General features: G+C 70.5%; 19 protein-coding genes. 10 read left to right on the top strand and 9 right to left on the bottom strand.

Annotation, left to right across the window (positions count from 1 at the left end; genetic code table 11):
* Nucleotides 1–52: 52 nt before the first annotated feature.
* A complete protein-coding gene (locus ACIBVL_RS11780; RefSeq protein WP_399095829.1) occupies nt 53–280 on the top strand; it encodes a hypothetical protein in 228 nt (75 codons plus the stop codon).
* A 182-nt stretch (nt 281–462) separates the two neighbouring features.
* A complete protein-coding gene (locus tag ACIBVL_RS11775; protein ID WP_399095826.1) occupies nt 463–2,625 on the top strand; it encodes a SpoIIE family protein phosphatase in 2,163 nt (720 codons plus the stop codon).
* A 94-nt stretch (nt 2,626–2,719) separates the two neighbouring features.
* Here ACIBVL_RS11775 and ACIBVL_RS11770 read toward each other — a convergent pair whose 3' ends face one another.
* Nucleotides 2,720–3,904, bottom strand: a complete 1,185-nt coding sequence (locus tag ACIBVL_RS11770; protein WP_399095823.1) for a type III polyketide synthase — start codon at nt 3,902–3,904, stop codon at nt 2,720–2,722.
* Between the two features lie 430 nt (nt 3,905–4,334).
* On the bottom strand, nt 4,335–5,777 hold the full coding sequence (locus tag ACIBVL_RS11765) for an MFS transporter (protein WP_399095821.1): 1,443 nt from the start codon (nt 5,775–5,777) through the stop codon (nt 4,335–4,337).
* Between the two features lie 241 nt (nt 5,778–6,018).
* On the opposite strand from ACIBVL_RS11765, the gene ACIBVL_RS11760 reads away from it, so the two are divergent.
* Nucleotides 6,019–6,975 carry a helix-turn-helix transcriptional regulator gene (locus ACIBVL_RS11760; RefSeq protein WP_399097189.1) on the top strand — a complete coding sequence of 319 codons (957 nt, stop codon included), beginning with the start codon at nt 6,019–6,021 and terminating at the stop codon, nt 6,973–6,975.
* Here the strand turns inward: ACIBVL_RS11760 and ACIBVL_RS11755 are convergent.
* A complete protein-coding gene (locus ACIBVL_RS11755) occupies nt 6,944–7,468 on the bottom strand; it encodes a hypothetical protein (RefSeq protein WP_399095818.1) in 525 nt (174 codons plus the stop codon). The genes ACIBVL_RS11760 and ACIBVL_RS11755 overlap by 32 nt on opposite strands.
* Nucleotides 7,469–7,501: 33 nt before the next feature.
* Entirely contained in the window at nt 7,502–7,879 is a 378-nt protein-coding gene (locus tag ACIBVL_RS11750) for a hypothetical protein (protein WP_399095815.1), read from the bottom strand.
* Nucleotides 7,880–8,200: 321 nt separating this feature from the next.
* On the opposite strand from ACIBVL_RS11750, the gene ACIBVL_RS11745 reads away from it, so the two are divergent.
* Nucleotides 8,201–9,532: a helix-turn-helix domain-containing protein gene (locus tag ACIBVL_RS11745; RefSeq protein WP_399095812.1), complete on the top strand. Its 1,332-nt coding sequence runs from the start codon at nt 8,201–8,203 to the stop codon at nt 9,530–9,532.
* Between the two features lie 109 nt (nt 9,533–9,641).
* On the opposite strand, the gene ACIBVL_RS11740 is transcribed toward ACIBVL_RS11745, so the two are convergent.
* Genes ACIBVL_RS11740 through ACIBVL_RS11730 form a run of 3 tightly spaced genes read right to left on the bottom strand, consistent with a single transcriptional unit; the run spans nt 9,642 to nt 13,743 of the window.
* Nucleotides 9,642–10,325 carry a response regulator gene (locus tag ACIBVL_RS11740; protein ID WP_399095809.1) on the bottom strand — a complete coding sequence of 228 codons (684 nt, stop codon included), beginning with the start codon at nt 10,323–10,325 and terminating at the stop codon, nt 9,642–9,644.
* Nucleotides 10,322–11,536, bottom strand: a complete 1,215-nt coding sequence (locus ACIBVL_RS11735; protein WP_399095807.1) for a sensor histidine kinase — start codon at nt 11,534–11,536, stop codon at nt 10,322–10,324. Before ACIBVL_RS11735 ends, ACIBVL_RS11740 begins: the two co-directional genes overlap by 4 nt.
* 5 nt (nt 11,537–11,541) lie before the next feature.
* Nucleotides 11,542–13,743 carry an MMPL family transporter gene (locus ACIBVL_RS11730; protein ID WP_399095805.1) on the bottom strand — a complete coding sequence of 734 codons (2,202 nt, stop codon included), beginning with the start codon at nt 13,741–13,743 and terminating at the stop codon, nt 11,542–11,544.
* 230 nt (nt 13,744–13,973) lie between these two features.
* On the opposite strand from ACIBVL_RS11730, the gene ACIBVL_RS11725 reads away from it, so the two are divergent.
* Entirely contained in the window at nt 13,974–15,269 is a 1,296-nt protein-coding gene (locus ACIBVL_RS11725) for a sensor histidine kinase (protein ID WP_399095802.1), read from the top strand.
* Nucleotides 15,266–15,934, top strand: coding sequence for a response regulator (locus ACIBVL_RS11720; protein WP_399095799.1), 669 nt, complete (start codon nt 15,266–15,268; stop codon nt 15,932–15,934). The genes ACIBVL_RS11725 and ACIBVL_RS11720 overlap by 4 nt, the downstream gene beginning before the upstream one ends.
* 170 nt (nt 15,935–16,104) lie before the next feature.
* On the opposite strand, the gene ACIBVL_RS11715 is transcribed toward ACIBVL_RS11720, so the two are convergent.
* Both ACIBVL_RS11715 and ACIBVL_RS11710 read right to left on the bottom strand, forming a co-directional pair.
* Nucleotides 16,105–16,527 carry a hypothetical protein gene (locus tag ACIBVL_RS11715; RefSeq protein WP_399095796.1) on the bottom strand — a complete coding sequence of 141 codons (423 nt, stop codon included), beginning with the start codon at nt 16,525–16,527 and terminating at the stop codon, nt 16,105–16,107.
* Nucleotides 16,528–16,760: 233 nt separating this feature from the next.
* Nucleotides 16,761–17,807 (bottom strand): LacI family DNA-binding transcriptional regulator, encoded by a 1,047-nt coding sequence (locus ACIBVL_RS11710; protein WP_399095793.1) that lies wholly within the window; start codon nt 17,805–17,807, stop codon nt 16,761–16,763.
* A 592-nt stretch (nt 17,808–18,399) separates the two neighbouring features.
* Between ACIBVL_RS11710 and ACIBVL_RS11705 the strand changes: the two genes are divergently transcribed.
* The 4 genes from ACIBVL_RS11705 (at nt 18,400) to ACIBVL_RS11690 (ending at nt 23,311) form a co-directional block, all read left to right on the top strand.
* Entirely contained in the window at nt 18,400–19,752 is a 1,353-nt protein-coding gene (locus tag ACIBVL_RS11705; protein ID WP_399095790.1) for an ABC transporter substrate-binding protein, read from the top strand.
* Nucleotides 19,753–19,850: 98 nt separating this feature from the next.
* Entirely contained in the window at nt 19,851–20,834 is a 984-nt protein-coding gene (locus ACIBVL_RS11700; protein ID WP_399095786.1) for a carbohydrate ABC transporter permease, read from the top strand.
* Complete coding sequence (locus ACIBVL_RS11695) at nt 20,831–21,733, top strand: carbohydrate ABC transporter permease (protein WP_399095783.1); 903 nt, start codon at nt 20,831–20,833, stop codon at nt 21,731–21,733. Before ACIBVL_RS11700 ends, ACIBVL_RS11695 begins: the two co-directional genes overlap by 4 nt.
* A 57-nt stretch (nt 21,734–21,790) precedes the next feature.
* Entirely contained in the window at nt 21,791–23,311 is a 1,521-nt protein-coding gene (locus tag ACIBVL_RS11690; protein ID WP_399095780.1) for an alpha-N-arabinofuranosidase, read from the top strand.
* The last annotated feature ends 93 nt before the right edge of the window (nt 23,312–23,404 follow it).

Below are 23,404 nucleotides of genomic sequence, written 5' to 3'. Positions count from 1 at the left end.
GGCACCGAAATCCTCTGCCGGGTGCGAGGGCGCACACACCTGGACGCTGACCGTGCGCGACACCGTCACCGGCCGGGCGGCAGCCGACGTCGGTGGCAGGGTGACCCTGCGCCGGGTCGCCTGGTCGGCGAGGACCGCGGGCGTGGAGTCGTACGACGTCGGCCGGCGCATCGCCACCCGTGACGGCGCGGGCGGTGGTGCCCCCAGCCATGGCGGAGCCGCCCGACGTCCGATCATCCTGGCTTCCGCGGGTCTTCGCGCCCGGAACACTGTCCGGTGAACGTGACGGAATGCAATATTCCGTCACACTCCGTGCTCGACGTGCGATCGGCTGGTGTAGGCGAAGCGGCCCCGAGTGTTATTGAATGAGGTGTGCGGTCAGGAATCCCGGGACCCTGTCGCCCGGGTTCTGGTACGGCCCCGGCGCTGTGCCGGGGTTGGCGAGCGAGCTGAGAGAGCCGCATGGACTCCACCCCCTCCCCCTCTTCCGCGTCGCCGTTCGACATGGTCAGCAGCGCTTTGGGGCAGTACATCCCACGCGGCGCAGCGTCAGCGGCCGCCGGTTCCGCCGACCCGCGGGGCGACAGCGCCGCCCGGCGGCGCGCACACGCCGATCCGGCCCCCGGCGCTCAGGAGCAGATCCTCGGCGCGGTCAACCTGGACCGGGATCTGAGAATCACCCGCGGCAATCTGGACGCCCCCGTCTTCGCGGGAGTGGAGGCCGTGATCGGGAGTCCTTTCGTCGGTCTTCTGCCTCCCTGGGACGTACCGACGGTCACTCGGCGGTTGCGGCAGGTCCTCGAGACCGGTGAGCCGCACGTCGCCCGGGTCCAGCGCCTTCGGCGCAGCGACGGGTCGGAGCTGGTGGTCTCGATGAGCATCCTGGCCGCCGCGGCGCCTCAGGAGGGCCTGACCGTCTCTCTGATCGCCATGGCCAGGAGGCTGCACCTGTACGCCGCCGAGACCGCGATCGGCACCTCGTTGGACATCGGCGAGACCGCGCAGTCGCTGGCGCAGTCTCTGCTGGCCTGGGGGGATGTGGCCGCCATCGACCTCGACTTCGCCGTGTGGACGGGCGAGGCGGTCACCGAACAGCCGCCGGGGCGCATCCGGCTGCGACGGGCGGCCCTGGTGCCGGACCGGGGGTGGCCGGACGGCTACGTGACGCCGGGCGACGATCTTCCCAGTGACGCGAGTCGCCTGCTGTCGCAGGCGATACGGCGTGACGATGCCGCGCAGGCCATCGTCATACCCGACCGGGAGGCGATCGAGCGGGTACTCGGCACTCCGCGGCTGGTACGTGCCCTGGTGCCCGGTGACCGGGCGGCGGCTGTGGCGTGCATACCGCTGGTCCTGGACGGCACGCCGCCCGTCGTTCTGGGGGTGGCGGAGGTCTGGCGGCGGGCGGACCGCCCCTTCGAGGACAGCGAGCTGTTCGACCTGCAGGAGCTGGTGGCCAGGACCTCTCATCACGTCGACCTGGCCCGTCAGCACCAGCGCGAGCACACACAGGTGCTGGCCCTGCAGCGCCGACTGCTGCCACGGTCCGGCGGCGACACCATCGAGACCGCCAGCGTCTACCAGCCCGCCACCCCCGACAGCGCGGGCGTCGGTGGTGACTGGGTGAACAGCTTTCCGCTGCCGGACGGCCGTACCGCGCTGATGGTCGGTGACGTCGTCGGGCACGGACTGGGAGCCGCGGCGACCATGGGACAGCTGAGCATGGAGGCCCGCGCGCTGCTGTCCGCCGGGCTGGCGCCCGACGAGGTGCTGGAGCATCTGGACGAGACCGTGACGCTGCTGGACGACGCGGAGTCCGGGCTGACGGCCGGTTACAGCGCCCTCGGATCGACCTGCTGCATCGCCGTGTACGACCCGGTCAGCCACCACGTGGAGCTGTCCAGCGCCGGCCACCTCCCCCCGGTGCTGGTGCCCCCGGACGGTCCCGCCGGCCCGGTCGCGGTACGTCCCCACCCGGGGCTGGGCGCCGAGTTCGCGCTGCGGGAGCCGTTCGACGTGCACGCGTTCGCCGCACCCCCGGGCTCGCTGCTCGCCCTGTATACCGACGGCCTGGTGGAGGACCCCGCCCTGTCGATCGACGAGGGCATCGGCAGGCTGGCGGACACCGTGGCCACGGTGCACCCCTGGGACGCCCTGCAGCAGGCCGCGCGGCACGTGGTCTCCGCGCTGGCGCCCGTGCGCCGGCGTGACGACGTGACCCTGCTGCTCGCGCGGATGATCGGCTACCGCAAGGGGGACACCGCGACCTGGCGTCTGCCCGCCCGCGGCGACGCGGCCGCCCGGGCCCGCCTGCTGGTCTCCGCGCGGCTGGGGCAATGGCACACCAGAGGCGACACCCGGGACAGCGTGCTGCTCGTGGTCAGCGAACTGGTCGCCAACGCGGTCCGCTTCGCCGACGGACCCATCACGGTACGGCTGATCAGGTCCGGTCACGGGCTGCTGTGCGAGGTGGGCGACACCGGCAACGGCAGGCCGCGGCTGGGCCGCAGCGAGCTCCTCGACGACAGTGGCCGTGGCTTGCACGTCGTGCACGGACTCACCACCCGGTGGGGGGTGCGGTGGACGGACACCGGCAAGGTGGTCTGGGCGTCAGTCGCGAGGTGACGCGGCTGCGGGTGGGCCGGGCGGCGTGCGCTCGTCGGGCAGCGCCACCGGCGTTACGGGCGGCGGCCGCCGGCACCGGTGGCGCGAGCTCGCACTACACCCACTCCCCTTCCAGGGCGGTGGCCGTGAGGCCCGGGGCCGCCGCGTACAGGACGGCACGGCTGCCCCGTTCCTGCCCGGCGTCGTGGGCCCTCCGCAGGATGTCGAACACGGCGGCGCCTCCGCGGTTGCCGCTGGTGTAGCTGTCCCGGCTGTACTCCAGCAGCCCCGACGGCCACCCGTCGGGCATCGTCTGCTCCATGTACTCCAGCACTCGCGTCCCGCCGGGGTGCGCGAGCAGAACGTCGGGGTGCCAGGAGTCGGGGTCGTCCTGGTAACGGGCGCGCAGCCACTCCCACATCGCGGTGACCGTCTCCTGTACGGCGCGCGGCCCGCGCCGGTCCATGACGAAGTGGGTGCCGTCCTCCCGTGTCTCCAGGCGGTGCAGGTCCTGGGTGCCGGGCAGAGTGTGGTGCCAGGCGGCGTCCAGCCGCAGCACCGACTCGGGTCTCGGGCGGCCCGTGACCACCGCGGCGACCGCGGTGTCCGCGAACAGCAACCGGACGATCAAGGACTCCAGAGTGTCGTCCGCGGGCTGGTAGGTCGTGCTCAGTGCCTCCGCGATCACGACCAGGACCACCCGGTCGGGGTCCGCGGCCACGAGGTCCGCCGCCAGTGCCAGGGAGCGGGTTCCGGCGATGCAGGCCCACTGCGTGGCCGGCAGCAGCATCACGTCGCCCCGCAGCGGGAGCTTGTTGGCCAGGGCGACGTCCAGCCCCGGCAGCGCCGGGGTGGTGGAGTGGCTGGTGATCAGGCAGTCGACGTCCGTGGCGTCCAGCCCGGCGATCTGCAGGGCCCCGCGTGCCGCACGCTCCCCGCCGGCCTGCACGGCCGCCCAGGCCGGCGCGGTGCGCTCCTGGACGGTCTGCGGCGCGGGTATCGCCTCAAGGGCGGCGATCACGCGATCAACGTCCTGTTCGGTGAACCCGTCGTCGGCGAGCGCCTCCCGGGTCGGCCCGATGCCGGCAGCCGGCAGGCCGCTCCCGCTGCCGGGCGCGACGGCGGTCTCCAGCGGCAGCATCCACCCGCGGGTTTCGATGCCTGTACTGGCCGCGATGGTGTCGATGCGCGGCGCCCACGCCGCGTGCGGGTGCCGGCCGCGCACTTCTGCCACGATCTGGCTGGTCTTCACGGGGTGCTCGCCGTGTATCACGGCAGGCGGGCACAGGTAAGCGGCCATGGTTGGCACCTTTCTCCGGGGAACGAGGCAGAACGGCCCGAACGCTGTGTCATGGGTCACGTCGGCGCGGCGCATCCAAGTCGATGCCCGTGCGCTCCACTTCGGGCTTCTGGTCCGTCCGAGCATGGACGCCAAATGGACATTTCCGCTGTGACGTGGGCAACTCGGGTTGTTTTTCCCATGTGTGACAAGGTGCACACTGCTGCACAAGGGACCCGGTGGGGTGCCGCGCCGAACTGGCATGCCGTCAGTCCCCGGACCGGCCGGTGTCAAGCATCACCTGACGGGGAAAGGGCGCTCCTCGGCGCAGTCGGCGTTCGACCTCATCTGCCCGCGTCAGACCCAGCCGGCCTCCTCGCGCTGCCGGTCGTCGAAGCGCACGGCGGTGGCGGGCCGCAGACCGGCGCCCGCCAGATCATGCCGCCCGCCGTTACCGCGCACTCGACCGGGGGCGCAGAAACAGGGCACTGGTCAGGGTGCCGAGGAGCACCATGGCGGCGTTCACCGCGATCGCGACCTTCAGACCGCCGAGGATGGCCGAGGCTCCGGCGCCGGTCATGGCGGCGGTGGCGACGGCGCTCATGATCGGTGTCCCCATGGTGATGCCGACCTGCTGGGTCATGGTGGCGAGGCCGGTGGCCAGACCCTGTTCGTGATCGGCGAGCCCCGAGGTGGCGGTGACCATGAAGCCCACGATGACGAGCATGTTGCCGACCCCACCGGCGAAGGTGGCGACCAGCAGCAGCCACATCCACGAGCGGTCGTCGCCGAGGCCGAGCAGGGCCGCGGTGAACACGGCCTGCAGGATGCCGCCGACGATCAGGGTCTGCTTGCCGCCGATCCTCCCGATGACCTTCGGGGCCGTGGAGCCGCCCACGACAGTTCCGATGCCGAGCACGCCGAAGGACAGGCCGGCGGCGAGCGGGGAGAAACCGAGCACTTCCTGGAGGTAGAGGGTCAGCAGGAAGACCAGGGAGGTCTCGGTGAGGAACGCGATCAGACCGGCCAGGTTGCCCCAGGCCACCGACCGCTTGCCGAGCACACCGAGCGGCACGAGCGGCGCGGACACCTTGCGCTCGACGGCGTAGAACACCAGGAGCAGGGCCACACCCACGGCCGGCGACAACAGGGCCTCGGCCGAGCCCCACCCCTTCTCACCCGCCTGGGTGAGCCCGAAGACGATGGCCAGCAGACCGAGCGTGACGCTGATCGCGCCGGGCAGGTCCAGCTCGGGGCGCTCGTCGGGGCGGGACTCCTTGATGACCGTCGGGGCGATGAACAGCACGGCGAGGGCGACGGGCACGTTGATGAAGAACGCCCACCGCCACGACAGCAGGTCGGTCAGCAGGCCGCCGAGGACGGCGCCGGTGGTGAACCCGGCCGACATCAGAGCCCCGTTGAGGCCGAGCGCCTTCTCGCGCAGCGGCCCCTCCGGGAACGAGGTCGTCAGCAGCGACAGCGCGGCCGGGGTGACAGCGGCGGTGGCCAGGCCCTGGAAGACGCGGGCGGCGATCAGTACCTCGGGGTTCTGCGCCAGACCGCCCATGAGTGAGGCCGCGCCCAGGACGACCAGGCCGCCGAGGAACAGCCGGCGGCGGCCGAACAGATCCGCGACCCGGCCGAACAGCAGGGTGAAGCCCGCCGCGCACAGCCCGAACGATGTGGCGATCCACTGCAGATGCGACAGCGAGAAACCCAGGCCCTCACCGATCACCGGCAGCGCCACGTTCAGGATGGAGAAGTCCACGGCCAGCATGAACTGGGCCGTGAGCAACAGCACCAGCACCAGCCGAAGCCGGGGGGTGAGCACGGCCTGGGCCGTGCCGGCGGCGCCGGGGACGGCACCGGCCGCCTCCGAATCAGTGACAGACATGACGTCGAGTCCCTTTCCTCACGCTTCCCGACACCCGGCGCGCGCTCGGTCGCGTCACGCGCGGTTACGGAAGAAGAGGCTCGTCGACACCCGGAATCCCAGCCAGAACCCTCCCTCGCACAGCCACCGCGAGGGTGGTCATCACATGACCACCCTTACGGCCTCCGCCCTTCGGGACGGGCGGGCATCATGGGGGACAGTGGCCACGGCCCGTCCACACACCGCCGACCCGGAGGCATGGATGTACGCCCCGTCCGAGCTGGGAGGCTTCCTCAAGTCGCGCCGCGCCGCGCTGCGCCCCGAGGACGTCGGCATCACGCCGCACCCGACGCGCCGCCGCGTCAACGGCCTGCGCCGCGAGGAGTTGGCGGTGCTCGCGGGAGTCAGCATCACCCACTACACCCGCCTCGAACAGGGCCGTGCCCTCAGTGCCTCCGACGGCATGCTGGAGGCGATAGCACGTACGCTGCGCCTCTCCGACGACGAGACGGCCCATCTGAAGGACCTCGCCCGCCCCGCCGCCGCTTCGCCCCGGCCGACTCCGCCCCGGGTGGCCCACGCCGGCGCCTCGGCCCGGCAGTTGCTGGCGGCCATGAGCGAGGTGCCGGCCCTGGTCCTGGACCGGCACAACGACGTCCTCGCCTGGAACCGCATGGGCCACGCCCTGCTCGCCGGACACCTGGCACCCCAGAGCCCCGAGACACCGGCCACCCGCCCCAACCTGACCCGGATGCTGTTCCTGGACGAGCAGTACCGGGAGCTGTTCAGGAACTGGAACGAGGAGGCCCAACTCGGCGTGGCCTCCCTGCGCCAGGTCGCCGGCCGCCACCCCCACGACCGCGCCATCGCCGAACTCGTCGGCCAACTCGTCATGAACTGCGACGAGTTCGCCTCCCGCTGGGCCCGGCACCCGGTGCGCACCTGCACTTCGGGAGTGAAGCACCTGCGTCATCCGCTCGTCGGTGCGATGGACCTCAGCTTCGAGAACCTCGTCATCCCCGGAACCTCGGGTCAACGCCTGATTGCCTACACCGCCGCGCCCGGCTCGCCGTCGGAGGCGGCACTGCGGCTTCTCGGCAGCGCGACGGCTCCGGAGGCACAGGAGGGACACGACGCGGCTACGGCGCTCAACCACTGCCGTACCGGCGGAAGGGCGGGCTGCGCCGTCAGCGGGCGCTCGTGGTGTCGATGCCGATGATGTGGTCATACCGTTCCACCAGCACGAAGAGCTTGGTCTTCTGCGTCGTCCCCCCGCTGCCGAAGGTCAGGGTGACGACGACCTCATGGCTGTGACCCACGGCGCCGTGGTCGGTCACCGTCCACCGCGCCGGGACGTTCTGGGCGCGCAGGACGCCGTCCGCCCCGTTCTTCTTCTCCCAGGCCGCCAGCCGCTTGGCGAAGCCGGGCGTCAGGTAGTGCTTGCGGAGCGCCGTGGCCAGCGTGGCGTCCGGGTCGGTGTAATCGCCCTTCGCGTCGATGTACGCGCCGTAGAAGTCGGCGACCCGGGTCACCACTTGGCGCGACGTGCCGCTGACCGTCTGCGGTGCGGCGGCGGGCGCCTTTGCGGGGGCACGGACGGCCGCTTGTGCCGACACCTGTGTCGACACACCGAGTCCGAGAGCCAGGACGAGGCCGGCAGCGAAGGCCGCGCGGCGGCCCTGACGACGGTGTGCGGGGGACTTCCTGTTCATGTGTGTCTTCCTTTTCTCATGGTTCGAGCGGATTCAGCAGGTGGAACTGCTGGAGATCTTTATTCCGGTGACGCTGTAAGCGTTCGCGAACACGGTTCCGGAATTCGGCCCCAGACAGATCGAGGTCCCGTCCTGGAGCCGTAGATACGCCACGTCGTCGTTACGGGTGTTCACGACGCGGTAGTGCGGCCGGGGCCTGACCGTCTGGTAGGAACCGGTGACATCCCGGTACTTCGTGATCGGCGTACCCGCTTCCCAGGCGTGCTCGTCCACGTAGAAGCAGACATAGGGGTACGGGCAGCCCTGGGTGGGGGACTCCGCCTGGGCTGCCGACGCGCCGGTCACGGACATGGCTGCGACAGCCACCCCCGTGCCCGCGAGACCTGCCGCCTTTCGGATGACGGACTTCATCAGACCTCCAAGAAGTGAGTGGATCGTCCGACACGGCGGCTGTGATGGTGATCCGTTGCGGATACGGTTCGTCAGCAGGGGCGAGGCCGGTGCCGCGACGAGTCCGGCAACCGGCGTGAGCGTGTGTGACGACTCGTCAAGCGCGGTGGCCATGGAAGCAACCGTTCTTGCGTGCGTGTCGGCCGCCGCCGATGCCGGGTGGTCGGTCCGGCCCCGGTCGGTGCGACACCAAGAGCATCGGCGGACACCGGAGTCCGGCGCAACGGCTGCCGCCCCTTTGACGACGGTGGAACCATCCCAGCCCATCTGACGTGCAGGGATATGGGTGCCTGGGACAGGGGTTCGCGGGCGGACGACGGAGGAACGGTGTCGGACGACGTCCAGGAGTTCGCGGCGCTGCTGCGCCGGCTGAAGGACCGTACGGACCGGAGCTACGGCTCCCTGGCCCGCCGCCTCAACATGAACACCTCCACGCTGCACCGGTACTGCGCGGGCGAGGCGGTGCCGCAGGAGTTCGCGCCCGTGGAGCGGCTCGCGGCCTTCTGCGAGGCGACACCGACGGAGCGGCTCGAGCTGCACCGGCTGTGGTTGTCGGCAGTGGCGGCTCGGCAGCGGGTGTGTACAGCCGGGTCGGCCCGGGCGGCGGTTCCGGCACCGGCACCCGACACGGACGGGGCACTCGTCGAGGAGAGCAACTCCGCGGAGCAGCCCGGGGACGATCCGGACCCGGACGAGCCCGCCCCCGCTCCCCGCCCCTGGTACCGCCGCCGACGGGGCCTGACGTCCACCGTCGTCGCCTGCGCGCTGCTCGTCACTCTGGGCGGCGTCTCCGTCCTGTCGGACCGCTCCTCCGAGGCGGACGCCTCCCGCCCCGCGGGCCTGCCGACGACCGCCTCCGGCGCACCCCACCCTTCGGCGAAACCGCCGGCCACCCGGAGCTCCGCGTCGTCCAGCCCCCGGCAGGAGACCCCCGACCCGTCCGCCACCGGCAGCGGTCCCCCCTCGGCCGCGAAACCGACCACCGGCCTGCCCCTCGCCTGGAGCACCGACTCCCTGGTCTGGGACAAGGGGTGCGACCACGACTACGTCATCGACAAGCCGCCCGCACAGGTGCCTCCGCCGCCGGTGGAGCAGGACGCCGGGGTGTGGGCGGCGACGCAGGGCGCGGTGCACGGGCGCAAGACGAGGGTGCGGATCACGGTGCAGGGGAGGTCGTCCACGGCCGTGGTCCTGGAGGCGCTCCACGTCCGCGTCGTCAGCCGCGGCACCCCGGCCGCCGGAAGCGCGTACGCCATGGACCAGGGCTGCGGCGGCGACCTGGCGCCCCGCCGCCTCACCGTGAACCTCGATGCCGACCGCCCCGTCGCCAGCCCGAAGGACGGCGCCGACGGCGAACACACCATCCCGGCCGTGCACTTCCCGTACCGCGTCTCCGCCGAGGACCCGGAGGTGCTGCTGGTCGACGCGACGACACAGTCCTACGACGCCCGCTGGTACCTCGAACTCGACTGGTCCTCCCAGGGCCGCACCGGCACGATCCGCATCGACGACCACGGCCGCCCGTTCCACACCACCAGCATCAAGGGAATGCCCCACTACTGGTACGGCACGAACGACGCAGGCGAGCGTGCCTGGGTCCCCTACGACGGCTAGGGGCTCTTCACCCGCCGAAGATGCCTGTTCGCGACCTCGACGCGCCTCGTGGGCCTGGCGGGGCGGGAATCCGCCGGAGAGCCCTCGCCGGCGGGCGCCGACGGGGCTGTCACCGGGGGCCCTCCCCACCGGAAGACCTCCGCAGCACTCCTCTTTCCATCGCCACCACTACCGCCCTCGTCCGGTCGTTCACGTCGAGCTTGGCGAACAGCCGGAGCAGGTGGGTCTTCACCGTGGCCTCGGCGATGACGAGCCGCCGCCCGATCTCCGCGTTGGTCAGACCGTCCGCCACCGCGTTCAGAACGTCCGCCTCGCGGGCTGTGAGCGGGGCCTGGGCGGGCTGGCGCATCCGGGCGACGAGGCGCTCGGCCACTCGGGGTGCCAGCACCGTCTCACCGCGGGCCGCCGCGTGGATCGCGTCGACCAACTGCTCGCGGGTGGTGTCCTTGAGGAGGTAGCCGATGGCCCCGGCCTCCACTCCGCGTTCGATCTCCGCGTCGGTGTCGTACGTCGTCAGGATCAGCACCCGGGTACGGGGAAAGCGCTCCACGATCTCAGTCGTCGTGGCCACTCCGTCGAGCACCGGCATCCGCAGGTCGACCAGTGCGACATCGGGTTCGTACCGCTCGACGAGTTCGAGGGCCGCACGGCCGTCGCCCGCCTCGCCGACGATCTCGATGCTGGTCGCCGAGTCGAGGAGAGCCACGACTCCGGCACGCATGACCGTGTGGTCGTCCACCACGATGATGCGGACCTCTCCGCCGGTCCCTCCCGTGCCCTGCCCGCCGCTCACGCCTGCCCCTCGCTCTCTCCGGATGCCGGGGGAGCCATGGGAAGCAACGCCAGTACGCGCGTTCCGTCACCTACCGAACTCGTCACCGTCAGCCTCCCGCCCAGCTCCGCCAGCCGTTTGCGCATCCCGTCCAGACCGAAGCCCGCCGACTCCTCCACCACGAACCCGGTCCCGTCGTCGGTGATCTCCAGTTCGGTCCCGTACATCTGCCGGGTCAGGACCACGCCGACCGTGGACGCCCGCGCGTGCTTTCGCACGTTGGCCAGCGACTCCTGGGTGCAGCGCAGCAGCGCGATCCGGGTCTGCTGATCGCAGACCACGTCCTCCAGGTCCGCGTCGACGGTGAGCCCGGTGTCCTCCGCGAAGCGGTCCAGCGTCCGGCGCAGCGTCTGCGCCACCGAACCGGCCGCCAGCTGGCCCGGGCGGTGCGCCGAGCCGACCAGCTCCCTCGCCTCGGCCAGGTTCTCCCGGGCCGTGGACTCGATCGACCGCAGCTGCTGAGCACTTCGCGCGGGTTCGGTCTCGAGCCCGGCACGGGCCGCCTCCGCGAGCACGATGATGGAGGCGAAGCCCTGCGCGAGCGTGTCGTGGATGTCCCGCGCCATCCGCTCCCGTTCGTCCGCCGCCCCCTGGCGCTGGTGCGCCTCGGACAGCTGTACCTGGGTCCGTTCCAACTCGACGATGAGCCGCGCCCGTTCCGCGCTCTGCGCCACCACCGAGTGTGCCCACAGCCCGATCAGCACCCCCACGGCGACGACGATCAGCGTGGACACGAGTGTTTCGGTGAAGAACTCCACCGACCAGCCGTCCACCCGCAGGACGCTGCCGACAAGGGTGCCGGCCGTGGCGAGGCCCAGAAATCCCATCGAGGCCCTCGGCGTCCGCCCGAACATCCAGTAGTGCGGCAGCGTCACCATGAACAGCGCCGCGTAGTTGCCGCGCAGATACGCGAGCCCGCCCAGAGCTGCCGCCAGCACGGAGAGGTAGACGTGCGGTCGTACGACGGGGTTGTCCGGGAAGCGGTCGAGGACCGCGTAACAGAGCACCACGCTGCCCAGCAGCGCGAGAGCGGCGTACTTGCTCCCGCCGGGCCGGTCGATCGCCGCGAGACCGACGGCCATCACGGCGAACAGCACCCAGCACACCGCGTTCCAACGGCGTAGCGACGTGGCCCAGAAGGCGTCGGCGGTGGGCCCGGCGAGAGAGGACATACTGATCAACGTACGTCGACCGCCGAAGGCCGGGCAGCCACTTTTTCCGCCGCCGCTTCCGCCACCGTCGGCATGCGCGAGGGCCACCAACTCGCCTCGCCCAGCAGCCGCATCGCCGACGGCAGCACCATGATCCGGACCACGAAGGCGTCGAGCAGCACGGCCGCCGCCAGTACGAAGCCGATCTGCTTCATCTCGATGATGTGCAGGAAGACGAAGCTGGCGAAGACGGTCGTCATCACGACCGCGGCACTGGTCACCACGCTCGCCGAGCTGCGGATTCCCTCGAGCACCGCCTGTCGCGTGGGGACACCCGCGAGGGCGGCCTCCCTGATCCGGCTCACCACGAACACCTGGTAGTCCATCGAGAGCCCGAACAGGATCACGAAGAGGAAGAGCGGGACACGCGATCCGATCGATCCCGTGGAGTGGAAGTCCAGCAGTCCCTCGGCCCAGGTCCCCTGGAAGACCAGGACGAGCAGCCCCAGTGCCGCTGCCGCGGACAGCAGGTTCAGCACGACAGCGATCAGGCCGAGCACCACCGAGCGGAAGGCGTACACGGTCATCGCGAAGGTCACCAGGAGCAACGCCCCGAGAACGAGCGGGAGTTTGCTGTTCTGATGGGCGGGATAGTCGGTGTAGCGGGCGACATCGCCGCTCACTCCGTACTCGGCGCCGTCGATCCGGCCCACCGTGGCGGGCAGGAAGTCGTCCCGCAGGCGGTCGAGGGAGTCGTACGCCTGGTCGGAGTTGCCGAGGTACGGCACCCTCAACTCCAGGACGCCGGTCCGGTGATCGGCGGACATCCGAATCCGCGAGGCGCCGACGAACAGCGGGTCGGCGTCGGCGCGCCGAGCCACCTCGCGCAGAGCCGCGTCGACCTCCGCGGCGCGCGAGGCGTCGGCGCGTACGACGACCTGATGGGTCACCCGCTGCTCCGGGAAAGCCTCGTTGAGCCGGTCGTACACCCGCATGGCCGGAATGTCGCGGGAGTGGGTGTCGCGGCTCATCTCCGTGATGTTCAGTCCGGCCAGCGGCGCGACGAGTGCGAGCAGGCCGAGGACCGAGACGCACAGGGTGGCCAGGGGATGCCGGGCGGCGGGCCGCAGCAGCGCGGCCCACAGCCGGCCGTCGCCTCGCCTGCCCCGTGGCGGGCGGGCGGGCTTTCCGCGCCGGGCCCGCCGCAGCGCCCTGCGCTCCGCCCGCTGTCCGAGCTTGACGAGCAGCGCGGGCAGGGCCGTGAGCGAACTGGCCACCGCGACCAGGACGACCACGATGGTGCCGGTCGCCAGCGAGGAGAAGATCACGTCGGAGGCCAGGTACAGCGTCGCGGTGGAGGCGACGACAGCGAGCCCGGACACCACGACCGCTCGTCCCGAGGTCGCGGCCGCCAGTTCCACCAGGGCCTCGGAGCCGAGCCGGCTGCCCGAGCGGGCCCGTTCCTCCCGCTCACGCTTGAGGTAGAACAGCGTGTAGTCGACGCCGACCGCGAGGCCGATCATCAGGATGACGTTCGTGCCGACCCCGGCGTCGGGGGAAAGGTGCGAGGCGGCCATGGAGAGCCCGATCGCCCCCGCGATCGACGACAGCGCCAGGAGCAACGGCACCCCGGCCATGGTGACCGACCCGAACACGACCAACAGGGTGATCAGCGTGAACGGAAGGCTGATCGCTTCGGAGAGCGCCAGATCGTCACCGCGCTGCTGGTCGACTCCCTTGCTGATGGAGGGGCCGCCGGTCTCCTGCAGGAGGAGGCCGGGATGGTTCTTCTGCACCGCCGCGGTCTGTTCCACGATCGCGTCGACCTTGTCCTTCGCGTCCCGCTCCTCGCCCTTCAGCGCCACCTCGACCATGAGGATCGTGCTGTCGTCGGAGAGCAGCGGCGCGGTCACGCCGGCGACGTCGGGCAGCCGCTTCATCCGGGCGGTGAGATCCTTCGCGGCGGCTTGTGCCGCGTCCGGGTCGAGAGCGCCCGACCTGGCCGAGATCAGCAACTGCTCGGTGGCCCTGCGCTCCAGGTGCCCCTCGGCGGCCAGTGCCTCGGCGCGGCCGGCCTCACCGACCCGGTAGTCCGCCGTCTTCGCGCTGTTCGTGCCGACGGCACTACCGACCCCCAGACACAACGCCACGAACACCAGCCAGCCGACGATCGCCCGCCAGGGGTGCCGTGCGCTCCAGCGCGCCATACGCACAGTGAATGATTCCATGCCCAAAAGCCTTGCTGAGCAGGGCAGTTACCAGACAGAGGTACTCGGTTGAACTTGGTGTCCACCGGTTGGTGGACACCAGGTTCACCTGACTGTCGGGGCATCGACGCTTGGGATCGGCCACGCCGCCCACGCCACGAACCAGGTGGTGACCGAGCTCGCCGGTCGGTCATACAGATCTTCGACGGAGTGCCACGACTTTCGACCGACACCCCGGCTACGCTCCCGGCATGAAGTCCTGGCGATGGTTGTGGCGGTCGTCCTGGCGGGAGTCGTGGCGAACGCCCTGGCAGTGGGCGTGGCTGCGCGTGACGGTGCGGTTCCTGATGGTCACGGTGCTGCTTCTGTTCGCGCTGGTCGACCGCCTCGCCGGCTCGTTCGCGTTCACCATGGCCGGTCCGGTCAGGCTCGGATCCGCCCTGCTGGCGTGCGTCGCCGTCCTGTTCGCGCGCCGGCTCGGCGCGGGGGGCCTGGCGGCGGTGACCGGTGTCGTGGCGGCGGTGTCGCTGGCGGTCACGGCCGCACTGCCGGTGATCGCGGTACGGCAGCGGGAGATGGACTCGTACACTCCCTTGGAGAATGCCTACAGCCTCGCCGAACCCACCGCGCTGCTCGTGTTGTTGACTCTGACCGCATGGCGCGGGAGACCGGCCTGGGCGGCGGTGGCCGCGCCGCTGACGGCCGCGGCGATCATGATGCGTCCACTGGCCCTCGGGATCGACGAGGGCAGCATGATCGTGACGTTCTTCTTCACCCTGGCGACGACGGCGGCCCTGGGCACCGGCCTGACCGTGCGCCTGGTCGTCGCGGACCGGCGGCGCCGGGAGAGCACCGTACGACTGGAGCAGCGCGCGGAGTTCGCCCGGGACCTGCACGACTTCGTCGCCCACCATGTGACCGGCATCGTCATCCAGGCGCAGGGCGCGCGCTCGATCGCCGTACGGCGACCGGACCTGGTGCCGCCGGCGCTGGAACGGATCGAGCACGCGGGGGCCGAGGCACTGAAGTCGATGCGCGCCATGGTGGGGATGCTGCGCGACACTGCTCCGGAGGCGACGGACGCGGGTGTGGCGCGGGAGGCGGCCCTCGCACCGCTCACCGGCATGGCCGAAGTGCGGTCCCTGGTCGAGGAGTTCGCACCGGTGGGCGGCGGCCGGGCCGTGCTGCGGACGGAGGGCGGATTCGAGGACCTGCCGGTGGAGGTGGTCACCACCGTGCACCGCGTGGTCATGGAGGCACTGACCAACATACGCAAGCACGCTCGCGACTTCACCGAGGTGGAGGTGAGCCTCGTCCGGTCCGGGCCGCGGGTCACCGTGACGGTCAGCGACGACGGACGGCCGCGCGCCGGTCATCAGGCCCTGCAGGCGCTGGGCGGCGGCTTCGGGCTGAAGGGGCTGGACGAGCGGGTGGGAATGGTCGGCGGCAGGGTCGAGTCGGGCCCCGCGGCGGCCGGGGGCTGGCGCGTGGAGGCGACGCTGCCCGTGGGGGAACCCGTCAACACCGCCGTGGGACGGGTCGCATGACGGGCCCGGCGAAGATCCGTGTGCTGATCGCCGACGACCAGGCCATGGTCCGTACCGGATTCGAGATGATCCTGGCAGCCGAGGACGACATCGAGGTCGTCGGACAGGCGGCGGACGGCCTGCAAGCGGTGGAGCTAGCCGAACGGCTGCGGCCCGACGTGGTGTTGATGGACATCCGGATGCCCCGGCTGGACGGCCTGGAGGCACTGTGCCGGCTCACCCGTCCCGGCCTGGTCGATCCCCCGAAGGTGGTCGTGGCCACCACCTTCGACGACGACGAGTACGTCCGTCGCGCGTTGCACCAGGGCGCCTGCGGTTTCCTCCTCAAGGACTCCGGACCCATGCTGCTGATCGAGGCGATCCGGGCCGCGGCGTCCGGGGAAGCCCTGGTCAGCCCGTCCATCACGCTCCGCCTGCTGCGGGGCCTGCCGGGCCCGACCGCGCCCGCCTCCCGGGAGTCCCGGCCGTCCGGTCTGTCCGCACGCGAGATGGACGTCGTACGGCTTCTGGCCACCGGGCTCACCAACGCGGAGATCGCCGCCGAACTGTCCATTTCCGTGGGCACGGTGAAGACCCATCTGGGCAATGTGCAGACCAAGCTCCCCGCCCGCAACCGCGTCGAGATCGCGGCGTGGGCCTGGCGGTCGGGTGTGGTCGACCAGTGAGAACGGCCGTTCGGTTCGCGGTGGCGGCACGCGCGGCGCCCGGTGCCCGGCGCCCGCCTCACCGACCGACTCCGTCCCGCTCGCATGGGGAAGGCCCGGGTCTGAGATCCGGGCCTTCCCCATGGGGCGCCGTAGACGCAGTGGAGGTCTCCGACGAGTTCCGCCGGGAGTCAGGAGGCGATCACGGGGAACGTGAGCTTCACGGCCGCGTCGGAGCAGTGGCCGTTGGCCGTGTCCGCCAGGTCCTTCTGCTTCGCTTCCGCCGGGGGCTTCTCCTCGCCCTTCGCGTTGTTGTAGGCCCAGTACTGGTACTCGGCCATGTTCACGCTGAGGAGATCGTTCTTGATCTGCATGTGCAGCTTGGTCGTGTTCTTTTCCCACTCCTCGACAGCCGCCTTGCCCTGAGGGATCGTCCGCGTTCCGTCGAGGATCCTCCGGGCCAGCACGCAGTCCGCCTTCGACGCCTGGTCGACCTGCTTGTTCTCGTTCGCGTACCAGAGTCCACCGGCAGCCGTCATGACGGCGAGAAAGGCCGCCGCGACGGCGCCGAACAGTACGGCCTTCTTCTTCCGGCCGGGTGCGGAAACAGTCATGATGCCCTCCGAGTGATTCTCGCGACGGTGTTCGTCGATCAACTGGGTTGATTCTCGAAGCGCAGGGCACCGCGCCACATCGGCTCGGAGCCAGATCTCCGGCGCGCGACTGCGACCGGAGACAGAGGGCGGGGCTACGACTTTAGTCATAGCCCCACTGCGTCACCGACTGGCTGACGCCGGCTGAAACGAGCACCCGACGTAGGTACCGGCCTCCACACCCGCCCGCATGCTCACGATCGGTCAGCTGCCGCCGCCTGTCGCCCGATGGTGCTGGCTCGTGGAATCAGCCGGTGCGGCGCCCGGATCTCCTTGCCGGGCACGGGGGTTGAGCTGCCGATCCGCTTCAGCAGCCGTTCCACCGCCGTCTCCGCGATCACCTTCTTGTCCGGGGAGACCGTGGTGACGGGTGGGTTGGAGTAGCGGCCGTCCTCGATGTCGTCGTAGCCGACGACGGCGATGTCCTCGGGGACGCGCAGTCCGCGGGTGGCCAGGGTGTGCAGGGCGCCCAGGGCCACCAGGTCGCTGTAGCAGAAGACCGCGTCGGGCGGTTCCTCCAGGTCGTCGAGCAGGTGGGCCATCGCGGTCGCGCCGTCGGAGCGGTTGAAGCGCGGGGTGGAGACGACGAGTTCCTCGCTGACGGGCAGGCCGGCCCGCTCGTGGGCCAACCGGTAGCCCCGGGTGCGCAGTTGGGCCGCCTCGCCGGTGCGGTACGGCTGGTCGCCGATCGCGGCGACGCGGCGCCGGCCGAGGCCGAGCAGATGCTCGGTGGCCTCCAGGGAGGCGGCGACGTCGTCGATGCCGACATGGTCGAAGCCGCCGTCGCTGACCCGCTCGCCGAGCACGACGAGCGGCAGGCTCGGGTCGCGTTCGGTCAGGTCGGACTGGGCGAGGCCGAGGGGGCTGAAGATGACGCCGTCGAAGAGCAGGTGCTGGGAGCCGCGGCTGAGGAACAGCTTCTCGTGCTCGGCGTCGCCGTCGGTCTGGTCGATCAGCACGTTGTAGCCCTGGACGCGGGCCGCGCGGATGATGCCCTGCAGCAGTTCGGCGAAGTAGGGGGTGTCCAGGTAGGGCACCACCACCGCGATCTGGCCCGAGCGCCCGGCGGCGAGGTTGCGGGCCAGCACGTTGGGCCGGTAGCCGAGCTTGTCCACGGCCTGCTGAACCCGGACCCGGGTGGCCTCGGCAACGGGGGCGTAGCCGTTGACCACGTTGGACACGGTCCGGCTGGAGACGCCGGCGAGCTCCGCGACGTCGCGGAGTGTGACGCCCTTTGCCATATGCCACCTTCATCCCGTATGTCGGTTTCAGCGCTGAAGTTTCCACCAAGAGAGCGCCTGTGCTCTTGCAGCGCGGCAACTTCTCGGTTAACACTTTTGCAGCGCTGCAGAGCGTAGCAGAAGGGCTTGATCCGGCGGATCAAGTTCCCAGGGCCCGTGACGTCACCGCGCCACGGACCGGATCCCCGAGAGCGATCACGGGGATGAACCGTAGGAGCCGCAGTGGGACCAGCAACTTCTCACGGGCCGGGAACAGCACCCGTCCCGATGGGGCATCACTCTTTACTCACCGCGGTCTGAGCCGTTTCCCGGCGCGCCCGCCGCGCTGATCACCGAGCCGTCTCTCCCCCCTCTCCGACGTCACGCACGCCCACCCTCCCGCGTCGACCGACGTCCGCCCGCCGGCATCCGTAGGCGGGCAGCACACCCGAGCGCCTCGCGTCCGAAGCGCCCGCCCCTCACCCCGAGCCGGCATGCCGCATGCCCTCACCCCCTTCACCGCCTTCACGCCGGTCCTCCGTGTGCCCGGCGCACCTCCCCTCACCTCCCGTACTCCGTCCTGCCCTCGGGCACCACACCCAGGAGATCGCTCATGTCGTCCAGCAGAAAGCCCCAGCTCCGTTCCGTCCGCCGGACCACGGTCGCGGCGGCCTCCGCCGCCCTCGCCGGCGTGCTCCTCGCGGCCTGCGGCGGCGGGGGCGGCACCTCCGGCGGCGCGCCGAGCGGCCCCGTGCACATCAAGGTGTGGGCCTGGTACCCGCAGTTCAAGCAGGTCGTGGCCGAGTTCAACAAGACCCACAAGGACGTCCAGGTCGACTGGGTGCAGGCCGGTGTGGGCCAGGACGAGTACACCAAGCTGAAGACCGCGCTGAAGGCCGGCCAGGGCGCCCCCGACGTCGTCATGCTGGAGTTCCAGGAGCTGCCGACCATCCAGCTCACCAAGGGCCTGCTCGACATGGGCAAGTACGGGGCGACCGCGGACAAGGACAAGTACGTGTCCTGGGCCTGGAACCAGTCCTCCGACGGCGACCACGTCTACGCCATCCCGGTCGACGGCGGCCCGATGGCGATGATGTACCGGGCCGACCTCTTCAAGAAGTACAACCTCAAGGTGCCGACCACCTGGGCGGAGTACAAGGAGGAGGCGGCCAAGCTGCACAAGGCCGACCCCAGCGCCTACATGACCGACTTCGGCAGCGACGAGACGGCCGCCGGCTGGCGCCAGGGCCTGATGTGGCAGGCCGGTTCCCGCCCCTACACGTACTCGGCGAGCAAGCTGCCGAACATCGGCGTGAAGCTGAACGACGACAACGCCAAGAAGGTGTACGAGTACTGGGGCGACCTGGTCAAGAACAAGCTGGTCGACACCCAGTCGTACGCCACCACGGACTTCTACGGCGGCCTCAGCAGCGGCAAGTACGCCACCTACATCGCGGCCGGCTGGGGCCCGGGCTACCTCTCCAGCGTCGCCGCGAAGACCTCCGGCAAGTGGCGCGTGGCCCCGCTGCCGCAGTGGACCGCGGGCGCGAGCGCCCAGGGCGACTGGGGCGGTTCGAGCTTCTCGGTGACCTCGCAGACCAAGCACCCCAAGGAGGCCACCGAGGTCGCCCGGGAGCTCTTCGGCACCTCCCAGGCGGCCTGGAAGATCGGCATCGACCAGGCGTACCTCTTCCCGCTGTCCAACCCGATCCTCAACGGGGCGTACTTCAAGTCCAAGAAGTACGACTTCTTCGGCGGTCAGCAGATCAACTCGGTGTTCGTGCCCGCCGCGAACGGCATCGGCTCCTTCGACTGGAGCCCGTTCCAGGACTACGCCTACAACACCGACACCGCTGAGGTGGGCAAGGCCCTGCAGGGCCACGCCGCCTGGTCGTCCGTCAACGACAACGTCCAGCAGCAGGTGACCTCCTACGCGGCCAAGCAGGGATTCAAGGTCAGCAAGTAACCGGCCCGGGTCCCCGGCCCCCCACCGCCTCCGCCGGCGCGCCCGCGCCCGACAGCTCCGCCGCCGGCGGGGGCCCGCACCACGCGCAAGGAGAAGTGATGAGCCTGCTCCGACAGCAGGGATCCACCGCGACGGCACCGCCAAGTGCCGTCCCCGCGAGGGGGCTTCGCACTCCCGTGACGGGCCGGCGCCCCGGCGGGCTGTCCGCCCGCACCCGGCACAAGGGCATGGGCCTGCTGCTGGTCAGCCCGTTCCTCCTGCTCTTCCTGGCCTTCCTGGTGGCCCCGCTGTGCTACGCCTTCTGGCTGAGCCTGCGCACCTCCACCCTGGTCGGCGGTGACCACTTCAGCTGGTTCGCCAACTACCGGCAGACCTTCACCGACCCGCAGTTCCTGTCCGGCGTGCGCAGAGTCGTCGTCTTCGGTGTGGTCCAGATCCCGGTGATGCTCGGCTTCGCCCTGCTCGGGGCGCTGATCATCGACGAGGTGACCAGCAGGCTCGCCAAGGTCTTCCGGATGACCCTGTTCATGCCGTACGCCGTGCCCGCGGTCATCGGCGCGCTGATGTGGGGATTCCTGTACAGCCCGACCTTCGGCCCGGTGAACTCGATCAGCGACTCGCTCGGCCTCGGCAAGGTCGACCTGCTGTCGCACGCTCTGATGCTGACCTCGCTCGGCAACATCGTGACCTGGCAGTGGACCGGCTACAACATGATCGTCCTGTACGCCGCCCTCCAGGGTCTGCCCCGCGAGGTCTACGAGGCGGCGAAGCTCGACGGAGCCGGCCAGCTCCAGACGGCCCTGCGCGTCAAGGTCCCGATGATCTCCTCGGCGCTGGTGCTCACCCTGATGTTCACGATCATCGGCACCCTGCAGTTCTTCACCGAGCCTCGGGTCCTGGAGAAGACCGCCTCCTCGGTGATCACCCCGGACTACACGCCGAACCTGTACGCCTACAACCTGGCGTTCCAGTACTCGGAGTTCAACTACTCCGCCGCCATCTCCTTCTCCCTCGGAGCGGTGGTCTTCATCGGCTCCTACATCTTCCTGTTCGCCACGCGCAAGAGGAGCGGACTGAAGTGACCACCGTCGCCGCAACCGCCGTCACCGCCGCCCCGGCCACCGGCCGTCGCCCGTCCGCCGCGCGCGGACGCGTCACCGTCAACGTGGTGATGGTGGCGATGATCCTGTACTTCCTGCTGCCGTTCTGGTGGCTGGTCGTCGCCGCCACCAAGGGCAACGACGCGCTGTTCTCCACCGCCGCCCTCTGGTTCCACTCGCCGGGCTCCTTCTTCACCAACCTCCAGCAGCTGTTCACCTACAACAACGGCGAGTACCTGCGCTGGATGGGCAACACCGCGATCTACGCCGGTGTCAGCGGGGTGGGCGCCACCGCCGTGGCGACTCTCGCGGGCTACGCCTTCGCCAAGTACCGCTTCCCCGGCCGGAACCTGCTCTTCTCCAGCCTCCTCGGCGCCATCATGGTGCCCGCCACCGCGCTGGCCATCCCCACCTATCTGCTGCTGAGCAAGGTGGCTCTGACCAACACCATGTGGGCGGTCATCCTGCCCCAGCTGCTCAACCCCTTCGGCGTCTACCTGGTGCGGGTCTACGTGCAGGAGTCCCTGCCGGACGAGCTGCTGGAAGCGGCCCGCATGGACGGGGCCGGCGAGCTGCGCGTGCTGTGGTCGGTGGCGCTGCCGACCCTGAAGCCGGCGCTCGTCACCGTGCTGCTGTTCTCCATGGTCGGCACCTGGAACAACTTCTTCCTGCCGCTGGTCATGCTCAACAACGACAGGCTGTTCCCGCTCACCGTCGGCCTGCAGTCCTGGTACGAGGGAGCGATGATCCAGTCGGGCGCCAACGCGCTGTTCACCCTGGTCATCGCGGGCTCCCTGGTGGCGATCCTGCCGCTGATCGTCACCTTCCTGCTCCTGCAGCGGTACTGGCGCGGTGGGTTGACCGTCGGAAGCCTCAAGTGACCTGACGGACCCGCCCGTTCTTCCCCTTCTTCTTGCGCACCTCCCGGAGCGACCTTCATGCTGCATGCCTCCCTGACCGTCGACCCCGCCTTCCGCGTCGCCGACGTGAGTCCCCGTACCTTCGGTTCCTTCGTCGAGCACATGGGCCGCTGTGTCTACACCGGCATCTACGAGCCCGGCCATCCGCTCGCCGACGAGGACGGCCTGCGCCGTGACGTCCTGGACCTGGTGCGTGAGCTGGGCGTGACCGCCGTGCGCTATCCCGGCGGCAACTTCGTCTCCGGCTTCCGCTGGGAGGACAGTGTCGGCCCGGTCGCCGAACGCCCCACCCGCCTCGACCTCGCCTGGCACAGCACCGAGACCAACGCCTTCGGCCTGCACGAGTTCCACCGCTGGGCCCAGAAGGCCGGCGTCGAGCCGATGATGGCCCTCAACCTCGGTACGCGGGGCGTCGCCGAGGCCCTGGACCTGCTGGAGTACAGCAACCACCCTGGCGGCACCACCTGGTCCGACCTGCGGATCAAGAACGGCGCCCCGGACCCGTTCGGCATCCGCATGTGGTGCCTGGGCAACGAGATGGACGGCCCCTGGCAGACCGGCCACAAGACCGCCGAGGAGTACGGCCGTATCGCCGCCGAGACCGCCCGCGCGATGCGCATGGTCGACCCGAAGCTGGAACTGGTCGCCTGCGGCAGCTCCAGCTCCGCGATGCCGACCTTCGGCGCCTGGGAGGCCACCGTCCTGGAGGAGGCGTACGACCAGGTCGACTACATCTCCTGCCACGCCTACTACGAGGAGCTCGACGGCGACCTCGGCAGCTTCCTGGCCTCCGGCGTCGACATGGACCACTTCGTCGACTCGGTGGTGGCCACCGCCGACCACATCCGGGCCAAGCTGCGCCGCAAGAAGCGGATCAACCTCTCCTTCGACGAGTGGAACGTCTGGTACAACACCCGGTTCGAGGCGCGGGAGAAGCCCACCGAGTGGGCCGTCGCCCCACGCGTGATCGAGGACGAGTACAACGTCGCCGACGCCGTGGTCGTCGGCGGGTTGCTGATCAGCCTGCTGCGGCACAGCGACCGGGTCACCGCCGCCTGCCTCGCCCAGCTCGTCAACGTGATCGCCCCGATCCGCAGCGAGGCGGGCGGCCCGAGCTGGCGGCAGACCACCTTCCACCCCTTCGCCCAGGCGGCCCGCCATGCGCGCGGCACCGTCCTGCGGGTGGAGCCGCTGGCGCCGACCTATGAGACGGAACGTTTCGGCGAGGTCTCCGTCGTCGACGCCGTGGCCACGCACCTCGCGGAGGCGGACGGCGCCGACGAGCTCACCGTCTTCGCCGTCAACCGGCACCAGAGCGAGAACGTCGAACTGGCCCTCGACCTGCGGGCGTTCCCCGGCTACACGCCGGTCGAGCACTCGGTGCTGAGCGATCCCGACATCCGCGCCGCCAACACCCAGGACGACCCCGACCGGGTCCGCCCGCACACCGCCGAGACCGGTGCCGTCACCGACGGACGGCTCACCGCGAGCCTGCCGCCCGTCTCCTGGAACGTCGTCCGGCTGCGCCGCGCCGGCTGACCCACCCCCTCGGACACCCGCCCTTCCCCGTTCTCCCGGAGAGCGGCGGGCTCAGCACCACCCCCTCATCCCGGACATCCCTTGGGAGCCGCC

The sequence above is a fragment of the Streptomyces sp. NPDC049687 genome, assembly GCF_044465285.1.
Lineage (GTDB): Bacteria > Actinomycetota > Actinomycetes > Streptomycetales > Streptomycetaceae > Streptomyces.
Note: the sequence above shows the minus strand (reverse complement) of the source record. Positions and strands in the feature narration are given on the sequence as shown.